General features: G+C 55.1%; 17 protein-coding genes. 10 read left to right on the top strand and 7 right to left on the bottom strand.

What is annotated here, in order from left to right; all coding sequences use genetic code 11:
• Window positions 1-31 precede the first annotated feature (31 nt).
• Window positions 32-616 carry a DNA-3-methyladenine glycosylase I gene (locus tag ACPGUT_RS00400; protein ID WP_423988193.1) on the top strand — a complete coding sequence of 195 codons (585 nt, stop codon included), beginning with the start codon at window positions 32-34 and terminating at the stop codon, window positions 614-616.
• Here the strand turns inward: ACPGUT_RS00400 and ACPGUT_RS00395 are convergent.
• The 5 genes from ACPGUT_RS00395 to ACPGUT_RS00375 all read right to left on the bottom strand — a co-directional run bounded on the left by ACPGUT_RS00395 (window position 607) and on the right by ACPGUT_RS00375 (window position 5386).
• The gene (locus ACPGUT_RS00395) at window positions 607-1977 is read right to left on the bottom strand and encodes an FAD-dependent oxidoreductase (protein ID WP_423988191.1); all 1371 of its coding nucleotides are present in this window, start codon (window positions 1975-1977) and stop codon (window positions 607-609) included. The genes ACPGUT_RS00400 and ACPGUT_RS00395 overlap by 10 nt on opposite strands.
• A gap of 88 nt (window positions 1978-2065) precedes the next feature.
• Window positions 2066-3007: a sterol desaturase family protein gene (locus tag ACPGUT_RS00390; protein ID WP_423988190.1), complete on the bottom strand. Its 942-nt coding sequence runs from the start codon at window positions 3005-3007 to the stop codon at window positions 2066-2068.
• Window positions 3000-3410 (bottom strand): hypothetical protein, encoded by a 411-nt coding sequence (locus ACPGUT_RS00385; protein WP_423988189.1) that lies wholly within the window; start codon window positions 3408-3410, stop codon window positions 3000-3002. The genes ACPGUT_RS00390 and ACPGUT_RS00385 overlap by 8 nt, the downstream gene beginning before the upstream one ends.
• 63 nt (window positions 3411-3473) lie before the next feature.
• Window positions 3474-4709, bottom strand: coding sequence for a tetratricopeptide repeat protein (locus tag ACPGUT_RS00380; protein WP_423988187.1), 1236 nt, complete (start codon window positions 4707-4709; stop codon window positions 3474-3476).
• A 77-nt stretch (window positions 4710-4786) separates the two neighbouring features.
• Window positions 4787-5386: a TlpA disulfide reductase family protein gene (locus ACPGUT_RS00375; RefSeq protein WP_423988186.1), complete on the bottom strand. Its 600-nt coding sequence runs from the start codon at window positions 5384-5386 to the stop codon at window positions 4787-4789.
• A gap of 51 nt (window positions 5387-5437) precedes the next feature.
• On the opposite strand from ACPGUT_RS00375, the gene argH reads away from it, so the two are divergent.
• The 5 genes from argH to ACPGUT_RS00350 all read left to right on the top strand — a co-directional run bounded on the left by argH (window position 5438) and on the right by ACPGUT_RS00350 (window position 11450).
• Window positions 5438-6826, top strand: coding sequence for an argininosuccinate lyase (argH, locus tag ACPGUT_RS00370; RefSeq protein ID WP_423988184.1), 1389 nt, complete (start codon window positions 5438-5440; stop codon window positions 6824-6826).
• Window positions 6823-6999 (top strand): hypothetical protein, encoded by a 177-nt coding sequence (locus ACPGUT_RS00365; RefSeq protein ID WP_423988182.1) that lies wholly within the window; start codon window positions 6823-6825, stop codon window positions 6997-6999. The genes argH and ACPGUT_RS00365 overlap by 4 nt, the downstream gene beginning before the upstream one ends.
• Window positions 7000-7064: 65 nt before the next feature.
• A complete protein-coding gene (locus ACPGUT_RS00360) occupies window positions 7065-7286 on the top strand; it encodes a DUF6966 domain-containing protein (protein WP_423988384.1) in 222 nt (73 codons plus the stop codon).
• A gap of 239 nt (window positions 7287-7525) precedes the next feature.
• Window positions 7526-8791 (top strand): diaminopimelate decarboxylase, encoded by a 1266-nt coding sequence (gene lysA, locus ACPGUT_RS00355; RefSeq protein ID WP_423988180.1) that lies wholly within the window; start codon window positions 7526-7528, stop codon window positions 8789-8791.
• A 46-nt stretch (window positions 8792-8837) separates the two neighbouring features.
• Window positions 8838-11450 (top strand): TIGR02302 family protein, encoded by a 2613-nt coding sequence (locus ACPGUT_RS00350; RefSeq protein WP_423988178.1) that lies wholly within the window; start codon window positions 8838-8840, stop codon window positions 11448-11450.
• A gap of 42 nt (window positions 11451-11492) precedes the next feature.
• Here the strand turns inward: ACPGUT_RS00350 and ACPGUT_RS00345 are convergent, their stop codons facing one another.
• On the bottom strand, window positions 11493-12278 hold the full coding sequence (locus ACPGUT_RS00345; RefSeq protein ID WP_423988176.1) for a zinc-ribbon domain-containing protein: 786 nt from the start codon (window positions 12276-12278) through the stop codon (window positions 11493-11495).
• Window positions 12279-12484: 206 nt separating this feature from the next.
• On the opposite strand from ACPGUT_RS00345, the gene ACPGUT_RS00340 reads away from it, so the two are divergent.
• From ACPGUT_RS00340 to ACPGUT_RS00325, 4 genes are read left to right on the top strand one after another with little or no spacing between them, the layout of a single operon-like run.
• Window positions 12485-13162 carry a cell division ATP-binding protein FtsE gene (locus ACPGUT_RS00340; protein ID WP_423988174.1) on the top strand — a complete coding sequence of 226 codons (678 nt, stop codon included), beginning with the start codon at window positions 12485-12487 and terminating at the stop codon, window positions 13160-13162.
• Window positions 13162-14073: a cell division protein FtsX gene (locus tag ACPGUT_RS00335; RefSeq protein WP_423988172.1), complete on the top strand. Its 912-nt coding sequence runs from the start codon at window positions 13162-13164 to the stop codon at window positions 14071-14073. The genes ACPGUT_RS00340 and ACPGUT_RS00335 overlap by 1 nt, the downstream gene beginning before the upstream one ends.
• A complete protein-coding gene (locus tag ACPGUT_RS00330; RefSeq protein ID WP_423988170.1) occupies window positions 14073-14810 on the top strand; it encodes a lysophospholipid acyltransferase family protein in 738 nt (245 codons plus the stop codon). Before ACPGUT_RS00335 ends, ACPGUT_RS00330 begins: the two co-directional genes overlap by 1 nt.
• On the top strand, window positions 14807-15412 hold the full coding sequence (locus ACPGUT_RS00325; protein ID WP_423988168.1) for a pyridoxamine 5'-phosphate oxidase family protein: 606 nt from the start codon (window positions 14807-14809) through the stop codon (window positions 15410-15412). The genes ACPGUT_RS00330 and ACPGUT_RS00325 overlap by 4 nt, the downstream gene beginning before the upstream one ends.
• 59 nt (window positions 15413-15471) lie before the next feature.
• Here ACPGUT_RS00325 and ACPGUT_RS00320 read toward each other — a convergent pair whose 3' ends face one another.
• Window positions 15472-16842: a glutamate--cysteine ligase gene (locus ACPGUT_RS00320; protein ID WP_423988166.1), complete on the bottom strand. Its 1371-nt coding sequence runs from the start codon at window positions 16840-16842 to the stop codon at window positions 15472-15474.
• Window positions 16843-16916: the final 74 nt, after the last annotated feature.

Raw genomic sequence — 16916 nt, 5'->3', positions numbered from 1 at the left:
GGCTGCATAAACCTATGGGAGACAGGGAAAAATGACAGATCGTTGCGGATGGGTTGGAATTGAATCAATTTATCTGGCTTATCATGACGAAGAATGGGGCGTTCCTGAATATGACTCGCGGGCCCTGTGGGAAAAGCTGATTCTGGATGGGTTTCAAGCGGGGCTGAGTTGGATCACGATCCTGAAAAAGCGTGATAATTTCCGCGAAGCCTTTGAAGGTTTTCATCCCGAAGTGATCGCCACCTGGGGTGAGGCAGACATTGAACGCCTGCTGCAGAACCCCGGAATCATCCGCCACCGTGGCAAGATTGCGGCGACGATTACCAATGCGCAGGCCTATCTAAAGATCCAAGAAACCCAGCCCTTCGCAGATTTTCTTTGGGGGTATTTCGACCACAAGGTCGAACAGAACAGCTGGAGCAGCCAAGCCGAAGTGCCAACAAAAGACGAACGCTCTGAACAGATCTCAAAAGACCTGAAAAAACGTGGATTTAAATTCTGCGGGCCAACGATTGTCTACGCTTTCATGGAGGCGTCGGGCTTTATGAACAACCATCTCATCACCTGCCACCGCCACAAAGAAGTGGCCGCCATGGCACGCGAAAATCAGGTGTAACGCGCGCCCTGACGGTCTAGTTCTTTGCGCACAAGTGTGAGGTCAATATCAGCCACACCCTTACCGGTTTTCACGGAAACCGCTGCAGCAATACCTGCCGCCTGGCCCGCAACCGCGCAGCAGGCCATGTTGCGCGTGGCGGCGTGGCTGGTGGTGTCGCCGCCGGTGATCCGGCCCGAGACAAGCAGGTTTTTCACCTTCTTTGGCAGAAGGTTACGGTAGGGGATCTGGAAATATCGACCCGTAGTGGGCAAAATCAAAATGCCGTATCCATCAATGAATTCCGGGAAAATGCCGACACTGTCTTCAAAGCGGCCCTGTTCGCGCACATCTTGCCCGGTCATGTTGTAAACCGTGTCGACTTTGCGCGTGTCACGGATACCAATCGACATACCAAAGTTGCGCAGGCGGATGCCTTCGCAGCCCGGCGTATAGCTGCGCAGGGCCTCAATCGCCAGCATGGCCTGTCGGCGACCTTCGATCTCATAGGTGGTCATACTATCGGGGTCGGTGCCATCACAATTCGCCATATGAATCAGGTTCATATAGGTCAGTTCACCCGTGTCATGACAGGCGCCCCAGGTGCCCGCGATGGTGTTCAGGTTGGGCGGGATCATCCCGTCTTTGATCGCTTGCGCAAAAGGTTTGTGCAGGAAAGGCGAGAACATCTCGTCCTCTTTGCCAGTGGTTTCGATATTCCATTCACCGCCACCGCCCCAATCCTGATAGGTCTGCGGATCGGCCTTAACGCCATCCATAAATTTCTGCTTATCAACGCCTGCCACGTGGAACATCACAGAGGCCGCCATCATCTTTTCCACCGGTGTGGTGAACACGGGTGCACCGGCACGTTGGGCGACATCTGCATCACCCGTGGCATCAATCACGCGTTTCGCCAGAATCGCCTCGCGCCCGGCTTTGGATTCGGTGATCGCGCCGATGATTGTATTGCCGTCCATAAGGGGTGCCACAAACTGACGGTGCAGCATGGGACGGATGTTGGGTTCATTCAGAACCATCTGATCCGCGACCAGTTTGAAACCTTCGGAATCAATCTCATAGGACAAGGATTGGCTTTCTGGCACAGCCGCGCCCATCTCTTTCGCGCGGTTTTCAAACTCGCGCGCAATTCCGTCAGACTCGACGGTTTCCTCGTGGCGGTACCAATGCATGCCTTCCACGCCAACAACCGTTAGGTTGCCACCGAAACAGCCAAACCGTTCGACCAGCGTGACCTCAACCCCGGCCCGCGCCGCCGCAAGGGCCGCCGGCAATCCACCCGGGCCCGAGCCAATCACCAACACATCGGTTTCATGGATCACATCAATTTCGCGGGCGGGTTCGGTGATTTTTCGTGTCATGGCAGGCCTCTTAGGTGGTCACACCATATGATGACCCAGGCTTGGGGAATGCAAACCAGGATGCGACTTTTGTGCCAAATTACGACACTTACGGTGTGTAATCCTCAAAGCCGGGTGTGCCTGCGGCATCAGGGTTTCGTGCCACATGGCGGCGTTTCAATAATTCGGTCGACCCACCCTTGCCGTCATGACGCCAACCTGGTGGCTTCACGGCGTAATTCCAACGGTCTTTCCACGTCAGCCCCGGTTGCCGCCAATCGCGCCAGATCGCGACCCATTCGTGAAAAGCCACGCGGATGGGGTTGAAGGTGCCGATATTATGGATCAGCCCATAGTCGACTTTCTCGTCCTCAACCTCGGGCACAAAAGTGCCAAACATCTTATCCCAGATGATAAACACTCCCGCATAATTTGCGTCCAGGTATCGCGGATTGCGCCCATGGTGCACGCGGTGGTGGCTTGGGGTGTTCATCACAGCCTCAAACCAGCGGGGCATTTTGTCGATGGCTTCCGTGTGGATCCAGAATTGATAGATCAGGTTCACGCCCCCCACAAACAACACCATCGCCGGATGAAACCCCAACAGAATCAGCGGCGCGCGCACCACCATCATCAGGGTGAACGTGCCCGTCCAGGTTTGGCGCAGGGCGGTGGTCAGATTGTAATGCTGGCTGGAGTGGTGGTTCACATGTGAGGCCCAAACCCAACGCACGCGATGGCCAAAGCGGTGCACCCAGTAATAGCGCAGATCATCCAGCACAAAGCAGATCACGACAACGGCAATGGACGCGCCAAGGTTGATCGGGGTCAGCCACCAAAGGAAGGTAAAGAAATTCCACGCAATGAAGCCCAGCAAAATACCCGATACAACCGATCCAACCCCCATGAACAGGGACGTCATCGCGTCGCGTGTTTCATAGCGCCCGCCGCGTTTCTTGAAGGTGATCCAAGCGATTTCGATCAGGATCAGCAGGATGAAAAACGGTACCGCGTAATCGGTGACTTTGGGGTATATCAACACGTCAGTCATTGCGCGTCTCCTGCTGATGGGCGTTGATGCGGGCCTGCCAAATTGTGCATTCTTCCGGGGTCAGGGTGAGCCGCGCTTTTGGGTCGTCATATTCTGGAAACGCCAGTGTTAGACCCTGTTTTGCCGCACTCACCTGCGCCGTACCCAGATGGTGGATCACGCTATCAATGCCAAAACTGCGCAAAAGCCAAAGCCCGCTGCCCACCTCCACCAACGCCGCACGCCCATCAGCGGCAACAATGATATCACGCGGTTTCGCACCGGGCCTGTGGCGCAACCAATGCAGGCGCGCGTCCCCTTCGGTGTTGAAATGCAAATCCTGCGAGCAGCCTGCAAACCGCATAGCCCCCCAAGCAATGATCAAACCGACCACAACCATCGGCGCAAGTATATGTAGTGGCATTCATCTTCTCCCTGCCCGCTATTGGGACAAAGGCAGGGGAGTTCTGTCAACGGGGAAGTGGCGTCAATCAGGCTGCGCCATCAGCTGATCCCATAGCGGGGCTACCAGATCGCAACTGGATTGAATGCCTTCCAAGCACCCTTTTCCAAGGTGTAGCATGGCATTTTCCAAGCGTTCATCTAATATACTCTCTTGCAAAAGCAAGGTTGAAAGGTCGGCGCAACTTTCTTTTTTAAGACGCTGGAAGCAATCGTTTTCATATAAACGCAGGGCTTCTGCCAGATCACGCTCAACTTCCAGGCCGTATTCATAATACCGCGCAAGCATCCTGCATTTCTGATCATCTGCGCATCTGGCTTGTGCCAGTTCATAGAGTCCACGCATTCTGGTTCGATGTTCTTCAGTTGCCCCATATGTATCACGCGGATCATTCGGGTTTTCCAAGTCAAGCAATGCATAATGTTCGCAAGCAGAGGCTAAACCGTGATCACACCCCCGCTTATACCAATGTAAAGCTAGGTTCAGGTCCTGTTTAACATAACGCCCGTTTGCATAGTAATCGCCCAGAATACGGCAGCTCGAGCTTTCCCAATGATTGCAACCGCGCGTTAGAAATATAACGACCTGTTCTGGCGTGATTTGTAACGGGTAAAATACAGGTTGGGCTGCATACATGCAGGCTTGATATGGCGTGCTTTGCAGGGGGATAGATTTCTCACAGGCACGGCCAAAATAATATGTGGCTTTCACCGGGTCCAATTCCGGGCGAATATACTCGCCGCCCAAATCGAAGCCCGTGCCTTGATGGTAATACCCAAGTATTGCGCAACCCTCCGGGTCTTCAAGCACGCAAGCCTGCTCATACAGGGTAAGTATTCTCTCTAAGTCGGCGGGCTGTCTCTGTAGATATTGGGCATATCGTGTACACCCTAGGCCTTCATCGGCGTCACATGCACTTCTGAAGATACCGACTGCTTGGGCTTCATTCTGGGTTACACCATGCCCTGCTTGGTACATCGTACCGATTTGAACGCAGCCCTTCAGAACTCCGCCATCACAGGCTTGTTGATATAGCCGTCGGGCTTCGTAAAGGTTTTCGGATCGACCGGCCCCAAATTGATATGCCCATCCCAGTGGAACGCAGGCTTCAGGATTTCCACGACGACAGGCGAATGCGTGGAAATCGGCGAGGCTGCGGAAATGCCCTCGCATGACATCTTCCGTCGCTGGTTGCGCCGTGGCGGGGGCGGATGTGACGCCTGTGAAGAATATCAGGCAGATAATTTGAAAAAAACGCATAAAAAATCCCCGGTGAAAATCAATGCTACTGTCATATCAATTCAATCGGGGATTGCCATTCTTACTTTGAGCTCGCGTTACTCCGCCACGCTTCGATCTTCAGCACCACTCATGGCGGATAGAATCGCAATCGCGCTGTCGCTGTCCCATTCCGCGTCACCAATCAGGCGGGCGATTTCCTGGCCTTCGGGGTTTAGAACAATCGTCAGGGGTAGGGATAATGCGCCAAAATCAGCGGCGAGCAAGCGATCCGGGTCCAGCAGAACGGGCAGATTCTTGATCTCAGCCTGTGTCCAGAACCGATCAATCGCGGCCTGGGGGTTGTGGGATGTGGCGACGGGGACGACCTCAAATTGATCGCCGCCCAGACGCGCTTGCAGGCGATCCAGGGACGGCATTTCAACCCGGCACGGCGTACACCAAGTCGCCCAAAAGTTCAGCAAAACATATTTGCCCTGATAATCCGCAAGCGTATGTTCGCCGCCCTGCTGATCCACAAATACAGACGCAGATTCGCGACGGGGTTCCGGGTGCAGGATCAATTTGCGCAGGCTGCCTTCCCGCATTTCGCGCAATTCCTCAATGGATGGCACAGTATGCGTGGCATCTTGCGCCATCGCTGACGTTGCAGTGAGGGCAACTGCGGTGTAAACGGCGAGGGACTTTAGAAAATTCATGTGTGCTCCGGGCAAATGGCCAGATGAGTGCGGCAGATGAGAGGCAAGACAATGGCAGATAAATCAAACACCATGTGGGGCGGTCGGTTTGCCGCGGGTCCGGATGCGATCATGGAAGCCATCAATGCCTCTATTGGTTTCGATAAACGGATGGCGCGTCAAGATATTGAAGGCTCCCGTGCCCATGCCGCGATGTTGGCCGCAACAGGCATCATCACAGATAGCGATGCAAAGACGATCCGTGAAGGTCTGCTCACGGTTTTGTCAGAAATTGAGGGCGGAACGTTTGAATTTTCCACGGCCCTTGAAGATATTCACATGAATGTCGAAAGCCGCCTGAAAGATCTAATCGGCGAACCTGCCGGTCGTCTGCACACAGCACGTTCGCGCAATGATCAGGTTGCGACCGATTTCAAACTTTGGGTGCGTGATCAGATGGATGCCGCGATTGAGGGGATTGAGGCCCTGATGCGTGCTTTCCTTGTTCAAGCCGAAGCGGGTGCTGGCTGGGTTATGCCTGGTTTCACGCACCTGCAAACCGCGCAACCCGTGACTTGGGGCCACCATATGATGGCCTATGTGGAAATGCTGGGGCGTGATCTGTCGCGCTTTAAGGATGCGCGCGTGCGGATGAACGAAAGCCCCCTTGGCGGTGCCGCGCTGGCTGGCACATCCTTCCCGATTGATCGTCACATGACGGCAGAAGCGCTGGGCTTTGATCGCCCGACCGCCAACTCACTTGATTCCACAGCGGATCGTGATTTCGCACTGGAATTCCTGTCCGCCAGTTCTATCTGCGCCATGCATCTGTCGCGCTTTGCCGAAGAATTGGTGATCTGGTCCTCTGCGCAATTCCGCTTTGTGGTGCTGTCTGATCGGTTCTCAACCGGTTCCTCCATCATGCCGCAAAAGAAAAACCCGGACGCAGCTGAGTTGATCCGCGCGAAAATCGGCCGTATCCTGGGCGCGACCGTGTCCCTGTTCACCGTGATGAAGGGCCTACCCCTGACCTATTCCAAGGACATGCAGGAAGACAAAGAACAGGTGTTTGACGCATCCGACAGCCTGATGTTGTCCCTGGCCGCGATGGAGGGCATGGTCTCTGACCTCACCGCCAACATCCCCGTGCTAGAGGCCGCCGCCGGTTCCGGTTTTTCGACCGCGACGGACCTTGCGGATTGGCTGGTGCGTGAACTCAACATGCCGTTCCGCGATGCCCACCATGTCACCGGTACGCTTGTGGCCCTGGCCGAAAGCAAGGGTTGTGATCTGCCTGATTTGACGCTGGCAGACATGCAAAACGTATCCGCGGGTATCACCCAGGGTGTATTTGACGTGCTTGGTGTGCATAATTCGGTAAACTCGCGTCAGTCCTATGGCGGCACGGCACCCGACCAAGTGCGCGCCCGTATTGCTGACTGGAAAGAGGCCTTGAAATGAAGCGTATTCTCCTAGCCCTCATCACCACCGCAGGCCTCACCGCCTGCGGCGCCGACGGCGAACCCATCCGCCCCACCGCAGGCGTTGGTGTTTCTGTCGGCACTGGTGGGGTGAGCGTCGGCGGGTCTGTTGGGGCGAAAAGTGGTCCTGTGACGGTTGGGGTTGGGTTGTAATCTTGCCGTCAGATACAGGAAGCTTGCACCCCGAAGTCGAACAGTTTGCAGGTATCTTGCAGGAGATGGGTGACATTTTGTCAGAACTTGGAAATGAGTTCTGGGCCGCAAAGATATATAAAATTGGGAAAATCGCGCAAAATTCTGACGCTGCATGTGCAAAACAGTTTTTGGGCTGTTTAGGTGGGATGGGAAGTTTGAACGACTATATATGGTGTGCGGGGAGTGATCGACTGTTTAAGCTTCTGGACCGGGGTTATGCTTCCGCAAAGTCGCTTCAACGCTAGCTGAGGTTTAAGCTAGGCATGAAAAAACTTCACGCAAAATGACTGAAATAGATTACTTTCAGAACCTTAAAATTTTTCTTGCGTTCAAAGTGGCTGGCTTCTGTCATCAAACCGGCAGCTTCTCTATCAGGTTCAGCCTGTATAGTCAGGCTCTGTCGATAGGTCCATAATCACCACTTTTACTTCCCTTTCCCCGCACCCCAGGCTAACAGCGTTCCCAACGAATACGGGAGCGCATGATGGATTATTTTCTTTATAAAGACGGCGAACTGCATGCCGAGGATGTCTCTGTGCGTGAAATCGCGCGTCAGGTTGGCACGCCCTGTTACATCTATTCCGCCCGCACGCTTGCGCGCCATTACCGCCTGTTCGATGAAGCGCTTGAGGGCATGGATCATCTGGTTTGTTATGCCGTCAAAGCCTGTTCCAACCTCGCGGTACTGAAACTGCTGGGCGATCTGGGCGCTGGCATGGATGTGGTGTCTGGTGGCGAATATATGCGTGCGAAAGCGGCCGGTGTTCCGGGCGAGCGCATCGTGTTTTCCGGCATCGGCAAAACCCGGGATGAGATGGAGTTGGTTCTGAAAGGTGGCATCCGTCAGTTCAACCTCGAATCCGAACCGGAAATGCGTCTGTTGAGCCAGGTCGCGCTGGAGCTGGGCGTTGTGGCCCCCGTCACTGTCCGCGTGAACCCGGATGTGGATGCGAAAACCCATGCCAAAATCGCGACAGGTAAATCCGAGAATAAATTCGGCATTCCCATCAGTCGCGCGCGTGAAGTCTACGCCGAAATCGCCAAACTGCCCGGTCTGAAAGTTGTCGGCATTGATGTGCATATCGGATCGCAACTGACCGATCTTGCGCCCTATAAAGCTGCCTATCAAAAGGTCGCGGAACTCACGGAAGACCTGCGCGCTCAGGGTCACGAGATCACGCGTCTTGATCTTGGCGGCGGTCTTGGCATCCCTTATGAGCAAAACAACGACCGTCCCCCATTGCCAGTGGAATACGGCGCGATGGTCAAGGAAACGCTGAGCCATCTCAATTGCGAGATCGAGATCGAACCAGGCCGTCTCATCGCGGGCAACGCGGGCATTCTCGTGTCTGAAACCATCTATGTGAAGGAAGGCGAAGACCGCAAATTCCTGATTGTCGATGCGGCGATGAACGATCTTGTGCGCCCCGCAATGTACGAAGCTCACCACGACATTGTGCCGGTCATGGAACCTGCGCCCGGGGTTGAACCGGATCGCTATGACATCGTTGGTCCGATTTGCGAAAGTGGCGATACATTTGCCAAAGGACGTGATCTGGCGACTATGGATACGGGCGATCTGGTGGCCTTCCGATCCGCCGGGGCATATGGCGCGGTGATGGCGTCTGAATATAATTCGCGCCCCCTGATCCCCGAGGTCCTGGTGCAGGGCGATCAATTTGCGGTCATTCGCGCGCGTCCGACCTATGAAGAGATGTTGAATCGCGATACCATCCCCGAGTGGCTGTAATTCCGGCGGCCTGCAAGCATCGCCGGAGCATCTGAAAGGGCCCGGTGTGAACGTCAGAAAGCAGGACAAATCCTGGGAAACATCTAGGCTAAAACGTCAGATCCACCTGACGCGATTGGGAATGCTGGCTGAACGGATCTGCCATAGTTTCTGGCCGCTGTGGGTTGTGTTTGCGCTTGTATTTGCAGGGATTTTTTCTGGCCTTCTGTATGAGCTTCCTGACATCTGGCTGCGTGGAATTCTGGCACTGGCAGCGCTGATCGGGTTGTATTTCCTAGTCAGAGGCCTGCGATCTTTACGTGTTCCGACGCGCATGGAAACCCTTGCCCGACTTGACGCAACCCTAACCGGTGATCCCCTGGCAACCCTGACAGACACACAAGGTATGGGCGGTGATGATCCCGCCTCGCGCGCGATCTGGCAGGCCCATCAGGCGCGGATGCAGGATGAGGCGGCAAAAGCCCGCGCACCGAAACTGAACCCGCGTCTTGCCCCGCGCGATCCCTATGCTTTGCGATATACGGCCTTGCTTGCTGTAATGATTGCCGGCCTGTCCGGTTCATTGGCGCAACTGTCTGCCGTACCTACGGTGCTGGCGGGCGGTGACCCTGGGCGGAATATTTCCGGCGCGCAATGGGAGGGATGGGTGGAACCCCCTGCCTATACCGGCCTGCCCGTTCTGTATTTGAATGATCTGACCGGGCAGAACGTTTCCGCCCCGCAAGGCAGCCGGATCAGTCTACGGTTTTATGGTGAACCCGGCGTGCTTGCACTGCAACAATCCGTGACAGATATCGCCAGGGCAGACAAAGGCAATCTAGAAGACCCCCTTGTGAATATGACGCCGGAATTTCTGCTGGAACACAGTGGGACTGTGGCAATTACAGGAACAGACGACGCACATTGGACAATGATCGCCCTGCCTGATGCGGCCCCTCAGGTGGAACTGTCTGGCGATCCAGAAACCGAGGCATCCGGCCTGATGTCCCAAGAGTTTACAGCGCGCGATGATTACGGCGTGGTGTCGGGGCAGGTTGAATATACACTGGACGAAACGCTTTTGTCGCGCCGCTATGGGCTTGCGACTGAGCCTGATCCGCGCGCGCCCCTGATCCTTGATCTTCCCATGACAATTGCCGGGGATCGCGGGGACTTCACCGAAACGCTGATGGAAAACCTGTCAGAACATCCCTGGTCCGGCCTGCCTGTAAAAATGGTATTGACGGTTACAGATGCGCGCGGCCAGATCGGCCAATCCGCCCCTGAATATCTGCCCATGCCTGGGCGACGTTTCTTTGATCCGCTGGCCCGCGCGATCATTGAAATGCGCCGTGATATTCTATGGGCGCGTGCAAATGCGCAGCGTTCTGCCCAGATGATCCGCGCCTTCACCCATCGCCCTGACGGATTTTTCGATGACAGTTCGTCTTATCTGATGTTGCGCACTGTCCTGCGTCGTTTGGAAGCCGCCCCCCTGACGACCGAAACACAAGAGGAACTGGCCGGGGCGCTTTGGGATATTGCGCTGTTGATCGAAGATGGATCTTTGTCAGACGCATTGGAACGGATGCGCCGCGCCCAGGAACGCCTGACCCAGGCGATGCGCGACGGGGCGTCTGACCAGGAAATTCAGCAACTGATGGATGAATTGCGCGACGCAACACGCGACTATATGCGCCAGCTTGCACAAAATCCCGAAGACACAACCGATGAACCCAATTCCGGCGAAAGCCAGTCGCTGAGCCAGGCTGACATTCAAGAGATGATGGACCGCATTCAGGAACTGATGGAACAAGGTCGCATGGCTGAGGCCCAGGAGCTGCTAAACGAGCTGTCACAAATGATGGAAAACATGCGTGTGACCCAGGGCGGCGGGGATGGCGATATGCAAAGCCCTGGCGAACAAGCTATGGAAGACCTTGGGGAAACACTTGAAGAACAGCAGGGCCTGTCTGATCAGGCATTCCGGGATCTTCAGGAACAGTTTAATCCCAACGCGCAATCCGGCCAGAGCAACCAGAATGAAGGTCGTGACGGGGCCTCGGGACGTGGGCAACAACACAGTGAACAGGGTGGCGAAAGCCAAGGCGAAGGTCAGACCGATGGTGGCACCGGCCAGGGACAAACACGCCGAGATCAAACTGGCGGTGCGGGCAGTGATGGCGAACAAAGCCTGGCGGAACGCCAGCAGGCCCTGCGCGATGAACTGGACCAACAACGGGCCAATCTTCCCGGGGCAGGCAGTGAAGAAGGCGACGCCGCACGTGAAGCCCTGGATCGCGCTGGAGAAGCCATGGACCGTGCAGAAGATAAACTGCGTAACGGGGATCTTGCCGGGGCGCTTGAAGATCAGGCAGATGCGATGGAACAAATGCGTGAAGGCATGCGCCAGCTGGGCAATGCTCTGGCGCAAAACCAGGCCCCCCAGAACAACGACGCTCAAGAACAGGACACTGGCCAGGCCACACGCCAGGACCCACTGGGGCGTAATATCAACCCCGGATCAGGGGCCGTTGGAACAGGTGAAGACATGCTGCAAAGTGATGATCTGCGCCAGCGCGCCCGGGATCTATTGGATGAATTGCATGACCGGTCGTCTGACCCCACACGCCCGGAAATTGAACGCAACTATCTGGAACGCCTGTTAGACCGGTTCTGATCCAAGAGCCTTTGGTAAGTTGTTCTGGAAATACGCTGAACGTCAGGTGCCTGATGTATCGGTCAAACCACTAAGGCTGTCCGCAGCATTGCCCATAAACCCATCAATCCAGATGCGCAGGCCATCAACCCAATCAACATAAGCCGTTAGGTAAGGCGCTCCAGCGGGCCAGAATTCGATGATTTTCGGCGCACTGGAATAGATCACTGTAGCAATGATCAACAAAAGGATCATCATCAGAAAACCCCGGCGAAAACCACCACGGGCTGGCTGAGTATTTTCAACGGTTGCTTCTGCTGTGTCGCTCGGTGTGTCTTCCGCGGCGGCACGCAGGGTAGAGTTGATCATGTCAATATCAGGCAAAAGATCCGCACGATGCGCGTTATCGGCAGAATCAGTCACGACATCAGCCGTTACATTTTTAACAGTGCCCTGTTCAGCAGAGACCTGTGCCATGTCACCGTTGCGAGGCGTGTCTTCTGTTGCTTTCGAAAGACTTTCTGCAAGACCGGGACCATCACGTTCTGCAGCACGGGCAGTTTCTTCAATGACCGCTTCTTCCCGCAAGATATCAACAACAGCTTCGTCCAGCTGCTGCTGGGGCCGGGGGATTTCTACGAAACGAGTCTCAGGGCGGGTGGTTTCCGCAGGTTGTGCAACTGTTTCAGCAACATTTGCATCCACAGGGGCAGCAGCAGGCGCAGGTGTTTCTTTCTGCTGAAACCAAGTGGTTCCGCAAGCAGAGCATTGCACATCACGGCCGTTGTCAGGAATAACCTGCGCATCTACTTCGTAATTTGCGTCACACTCCGGACATATCAGTCTCATGTGGGGCTGCCCCGATATTAATTTCGTCAGTGATGCCTGATCTGCAAAAGGAATTATCAGGCGGGATTTATTGGTACTAACAAGAGAACACGCATTTTTAAAGCTATTGTGTCGCGAACCGATTGAAACATTCTGTTCTGTGAGGCAAAACTGTCACCAAACAGCCTGGGAAACAATACATAAATGAAATACTCAGGAGGAATGCCATGATTGAGTTGCAGAAGGCGGCATACAACTATGGCGACGGCGAGATGCTGTCCGAAATTTCGCTAAAACTTGCACCTGGTTCGTTTCACTTTCTGACGGGACCGTCAGGGGCTGGCAAATCTACCTTTATGAAGCTTTGCTATATGGAACTGATCGCAACTGCCGGCCAGGTCCGGCTTTTTGGCGATGATGTGCGTCAGATGTCCCGAGATGAAATTGCCCGTACCCGACGACGAATCGGTGTTGTGCATCAGGATTGCCGGTTTCTGGATCACCTGTCTTTGCGTCAAAATGTGGCGCTGCCCCTGATCGTTTCCGGGCGTGACCCGGGGGATGAAACGGAAAATCTCCAGGAACTGTTGCAATGGGTTGGTCTTGGTCATCGCGCCGACGCCCTGCCACAGGAATTGTCAGGTGGGGAACGTCAGCGTGCCGCTCTGGCCCGGGCGGTGATCATGTCTCCGGATGTGGTTCTGGCGGATGAACCCACGGGCAACGTTGATTCGGAAATGTCCCAGCGTATTCTGCAGCTTTTGATCGAGCTGAACAAAATGGGAAAGACCATTATGATCGCCACTCATGATCTGGCCCTGATCCGTATGGCTAAATCACAGGTCAACACCCGGGTGCTGCGTATCGCAAACCGCCGGGTTCAGTCTGCGGGGGTGGATCTCTGATGAAGGGTTTTTCATTTCTGACGCTGATCGCTGACCTGAAAGAAAGCAGCGCATCCGGGATTGTGCCCGCCACCGGACACACGGCCTGGCTGACCTTGTTTGCATCAGGTGCCATGGCGTTTCTGGCGGTGTTCGCCCTTGCATTGTCAATGGCCACCGGGCGCGTCGCAGACCGTTGGGCCGATGAACTGGCGCGTACCGCAACAGTGCGCATCGCCGCGCCTGCAGGACAGGTGGATGCCCAAACCGAAGCGGCCCTAGATGTGCTGCGCACAACACCCGGCATCAGTGAGGCACGCGCCCTGACCGATGAAGAACAAAACGCCCTGTTGGCCCCATGGTTTGGCAGTGATTTGTCGCTGGTTCATCTGCCTGTGCCCCGGCTGATCGAAATCGTCGAAGCCACGCCTGGATATGATGTATCCGGCCTGCGCCTGCGCCTTGCGGGCGAAGCCCCTGGCGCGATCCTTGATGATCACAGCCGATGGCGCGCCCCGCTTGTGTCGGCCGCCAACCGGCTGCGCAGCCTTGGTATGCTGGTTCTGATCCTGATTGCTTTTACCACGGCGGCCATTGTAACGCTTGCCGCGGGATCGGCCCTGGCGGCAAACCGACAGGTGATCAATGTGCTGCGTCTGGTTGGCGCGCAGGACAACTATATCGCGCGGGCTTTTGTACGTCGTTTCACCCTGCGCGCGATGGCTGGTGCGGCGATGGGCACGTTGATCGGCTGTCTCGCCGTCATTCTGATGCCTGATCCAGGCGAAGTCGCGCAAACAAATTTCCTAACCGGCCTGTCCTTTGTCGGGCTACAATGGTTGTGGCCCCTGATCATTCCTCTGCTGGCAGGTATGGTGGCATTCTGGGCAACACACACGGCAGCATTCAGATCTCTGAAGGAGCAAACATAATGTGGCATGTCATTCAGTGGGTGCGATCCCTGCTTTTCATCATTCAGATGTATATCATGTTGCCAATCATCGGTTTTGGTCTGGCGCCTTTTGTTTTTCTGAAACCAAAATGGGCCTTTGATGTTATTCGTTTGTATTGCGACTGGGTGCGTTGGACCGCGTCCTGGATGGTTGGGTTGAAAACTGAAATTCGCGGTGAAATTCCTGATGGTGCCGTGATCGTTGCCTCAAAACACCAAAGCTTTCTGGACATCCTAATGCTGTCCTCTGCCTTGCCCCGTATTAAGTTTATTTTCAAAGATGAGCTACGGTATGTGCCGGTGATTTCTCTCTACGCGCGGTTCAGCAATTCCATTCCTGTCAAACGCGGGAAACGCGGCGCGGCGATCAAAAAGATGGTTGCTGATGTAAAAACCGGTCAGCAGGAAGCAGGCCAGCTGATCATTTTCCCACAGGGCACCCGTGTCGCAGCTGGCGCGAAGGAACCTTATAAAGTTGGGACATATGTTTTGTACGAACAGACAGGCCAAGCTGTGGTGCCTGCGGCCACCAATGTGGGTGTTTTCTGGAAACGTCACGGAATCATGCGTTATCCCGGCACGGCGGTTCTGGAATTTCTTGATCCGATTGAACCGGGCTTGTCGCAACAAGATTTCATGCAGGCCATGGAAACCGCAGTTGAAACCCATTCTGACCGCCTGATGCGCGAAGCCGGACTGCAGGAGTTCGAGGAATGAACTTCATCGAAGATATAGCATCCCTCGAAGCGCTTTACGGAACAGCCGGTGGCGCATCCATCCTGAAGGTTACACCGGCTTTGACACCAGCCTACCGGCACTGGATTGAACGCAGCCGCTTTTGCGTTTTGTCAACAACTGGACCCGCTGGTACAGATGGATCGCCGCGCGGTGATATTGATCCTGTGGTGAAAATTCAGGACGACAAAACCCTGCTTTTGCCTGACTGGCGCGGAAACCAACGCCTTGATACACTGCGTAATATTGTCGAAGACGGTCGAATTTCTCTGATGTTTATGGTGGCAGGATCCACCACTGTGATGCGGGTGAACGGCACGGCACGACTGACGGCAGATGATGATATATGCGGGCAGTTTGAACAGAAAACCCGCAATCCGAAAACCGTAATCGTTATCACAATTTCAGAAGTTTATCCCCAATGCGCCCGGGCTGTCATGCGGGCGGGCCTTTGGGAAACCGGTGATATGTCAAAAGGCTTGCCCAGCGTTGGCGATATGCTGAAAGAAATCACAGCAGGCGGGTTTGACGGTGCCGCTTATGATGCGGAATGGCCGGAACGCGCAAAGAAATCGATGTGGTGAACATCACAGGCAATTTGTAAAACAGGGCGCCCAAGAAATCAGACGCCCTGCGATATCCGTTAATAGCTGTGGGCTGCAAAGATCTTTGTCAGATCCCCGCCCCATTCACCGTGGTATTGTTCCAGCAGCTCATCCGCCGGGGTCTTGCCGGTTTCCAGGCTGTCCTTCAGCGCATTCAGGAAATGGGTTTCATCCGGCACCATCCCGCCAGCGCCGGACCGTGCGCGCGCTTTTAGGCCCGCTTCGGAAATCGACACAACTTCGCGCGCCAGCTCATGCATATTGATGCCATCAACCTTGGCCTGAAGCCCATCAACTGAGGCCGCAACACGCAATGCCTCGCGTTGTTCGGCGGACCAACCTTTGACCAGATCCCAGGCCGCATCGAGTGCGGATTGGTCATACATCATCCCAACCCAAAACGCCGGCAGCGCACAAAGGCGACGCCACGGGCCACCATCAGCCCCACGCATTTCCATGTATTTCTTGATCCGCGCCTCTGGGAAAGCGGTGGTCAAGTGATCAGCCCAGTCAGACAAGGTTGGGGTTTCACCCGGCAAGGCTGGCAGTTTTCCAACCATGAAATCGCGGAAGGACATGCCAAGCGCGTCGATATATTTCCCGTCGCGATAGACAAAATACATCGGCACATCAAGGGCATAGTCGACCCACTTCTCAAACCCCATGCCGTCTTCAAACACCCAAGGCAGCATGCCTGTGCGCGCGTCATCAAGGTCACGCCAGATGCGTGAACGCCAGGATTTATGACCGTTTGGCTTGCCTTCAAAGAAGGGCGAATTGGCAAAAAGCGCGGTCGCAACCGGCTGTAACGCCAATGCCACGCGCAATTTCTGCACCATGTCCGCTTCGGATGCGAAATCTAGGTTCACCTGCACCGTACAGGTGCGGCGCATCATGGAACGGCCCATGGTGCCAACTTTCCCCATATAAGCATCCATCAGCTTATATCGGCCCTTCGGCATCAGGGGCACTTCATCATGGGTCCAGATCGGGGCGGCACCCAGGCCAATAAACCCGACACCGATTTCATCCGCGATATCTTTGACTTCGCGCAGGTGAACATTCACTTCGTCACAGGTTTCGTGGATGGTTTCCAGCGGGGCACCGGACAATTCAAGCGCGCCGCCTGGTTCCAAAGAAACATTTGCGCCGTCTTTTTCCAGACCGATCAGGTGGCCGCTTTCCCGCACTTCAGACCAGCCATGGCGATCCCGCAATCCTTCCAGAACGGCAACAATGGACCGCTTGCCTTCAAACGGCAGCGCCTTCAGCGTGTCTTTGCAATAGCCGAATTTTTCGTGCTCCGTGCCAATGCGCCAATCGTCTTTCGGCTTACACCCGGACGACAAATATTCTGCAAGCTGATCACGATGTTCGATCGGGCCTCCGCCGGACTGAGGGATAGACATGGGCATTTCCTTTCCTGCGGGCGCGTAGGTTCTGGCGCGGATCTTAGGCACTTAATCGGTAACGTCGAAATTAC

The sequence above is a fragment of the Halocynthiibacter sp. genome (genome assembly GCF_049608145.1).
In the GTDB taxonomy this organism is placed as follows: Bacteria; Pseudomonadota; Alphaproteobacteria; order Rhodobacterales; family Rhodobacteraceae; genus Halocynthiibacter.
Note: the sequence above shows the minus strand (reverse complement) of the source record. Positions and strands in the feature narration are given on the sequence as shown.